Source organism: Rhizobacter sp. P2_H2 (assembly GCF_056403375.1).
In genome coordinates this window covers 1-1,689 of sequence record NZ_JBFUFP010001134.1, presented here as the reverse complement: position 1 = coordinate 1,689, position 1,689 = coordinate 1, and the positions used below count along the sequence as shown (strand labels likewise).

Annotated in this window: 3 protein-coding genes; all 3 read left to right on the top strand. The window is 67.3% G+C overall.

Annotated elements, in window-relative coordinates; translation table 11 throughout:
• A partial coding sequence (locus AC1D15_RS30845) for an ABC transporter ATP-binding protein C-terminal domain-containing protein (protein WP_477829030.1) occupies nt 1–475 on the top strand: 475 nt, incomplete at its 5' end.
• 2 nt (nt 476–477) lie between these two features.
• Nucleotides 478–1,173, top strand: coding sequence for an ABC transporter ATP-binding protein (locus AC1D15_RS30840; protein ID WP_477829031.1), 696 nt, complete (start codon nt 478–480; stop codon nt 1,171–1,173).
• Between the two features lie 109 nt (nt 1,174–1,282).
• Nucleotides 1,283–1,689: enoyl-CoA hydratase/isomerase family protein (locus tag AC1D15_RS30835; RefSeq protein ID WP_477829029.1), on the top strand; the 407-nt coding region annotated here is incomplete at its 3' end.

Below are 1,689 nucleotides of genomic sequence, written 5' to 3'. Positions count from 1 at the left end.
GTTCGAGAACATCCGCTGCGCGGTGCTGTGGAGCATGGGCTACCGCTACGCGTTCTGGAAGTTCCTCGCCGACCTGCGCGACGCGAACGACCGCGCCGACGAGGTGCTGCGCATGATCAAGCTCGACAAGAAGCGCGACGTGCAGGCGATGAACCTGACCTATGCCGAGCAGCGCGCGCTGGAGATCGGCATCACGATCGCCGGCGGCGCGAGCGTGATCCTGCTCGACGAGCCGACCGCCGGCATGAGCAAGAGCGAGACGACGCGCTTCATCCAGCTGATCCGCGAGGTGACGGTGGGCAAGACGCTGCTGACGGTGGAGCACGACATGGGCGTGGTGTTCGGCCTGGCCGACAAGATCGCGGTGCTGGTGTACGGCGAGGTGATCGCGTTCGACGTGCCGGAGGCGGTGCGGGCGAGTGCGAGGGTGCAGGAGGCGTACCTGGGCTCGGTCCTCGCGGCGCATGGGGCGTGACGATGCTGAAACTCGACAACCTGCATGCGTTCTACGGCAAGAGCCACGTGCTGCACGGCGTGACGCTGGACGTGAAGCCCGGCGAGATCGTCAGCCTGCTGGGCCGCAACGGCTCGGGCCGCTCGACCACCGTGAAGGCGATCATGGGGCTGGTCGACGGGAAGGGCTCGGTGCGCTGGGGTGGACGCGAGCTGCTCGGGCTGAAGGCCTTCGAGATCGCGCACCAGGGCATCGGCTACGTGCCGGAGAACCGCGACATCTTCCCGAAGCTGACGGTGCACCAGAACCTGCTGCTCGGCGAGAAGCGCGGAAAGCAATCGCCGCGCTGGTCGTTCGACGACATGTACGCGATGTTCCCGCGGCTGAAGGAGCGCCAGCACACCGAGGCGGGCGTGCTGTCGGGGGGCGAGCAGCAGATGCTGACGCTGTGCCGCACGCTGATGGGCGACCCGGACCTGATCATGATCGACGAGCCGACCGAGGGCCTGGCCCCGAAGATCGTCGAGCAGGTCGCGCAGTACCTGAACGAGCTGAAGCGGCGCGGCGTCTCGGTGCTGCTGGTCGAGCAGAAGCTGACCATCGCGCTGGAGATCTCGCAGCGCTGCTACGTGATGGGGCACGGGCGGATCGTGTTCGAGGGCACGCCGACCGAGCTGAAGTCGAACGCCTATATTCGCAAGGAGTGGCTCGAGGTCTGACCCGGACGCCGATCCGGGTTTGTCGCTGACGAGACATCACCCCGCCACGATTCCTTCCTAGAATCGAACGATCGTTCTATTCCCACTCTCCACCACCGGAGGACTCTGCATGAGCGCCACCTACGAACTTCGCGGCCCGGTTGCCGTGATCACGCTCGACAACCCGCCTGTCAACGGCCTCGGCTACGACACCCGCAAGGGCATCACCGACGGGCTCGACAAGGCCCAGGCCGACGGCAAGGTCAAGGCTGTCGTGATCACCGGCGCCGGCAAGGCCTTCTCGGGCGGCGCCGACATCCGCGAGTTCGGCTCGCCGAAGGCACTGCAGGAGCCGAACCTGCTGAGCGTGATCCTCGCGGTGGAGGCCTGCACGAAGCCGGTGGTCGCCGCGATCCACACCGTGTGCATGGGGGGCGGGTTGGAACTCTCGCTCGGCTGCCACTACCGCGTGGCCGCGCCCGGCACGCAGGTGGCGCTGCCCGAGGTCAAGCTGGGCCTGGTGCCCGGTGCCGGCGG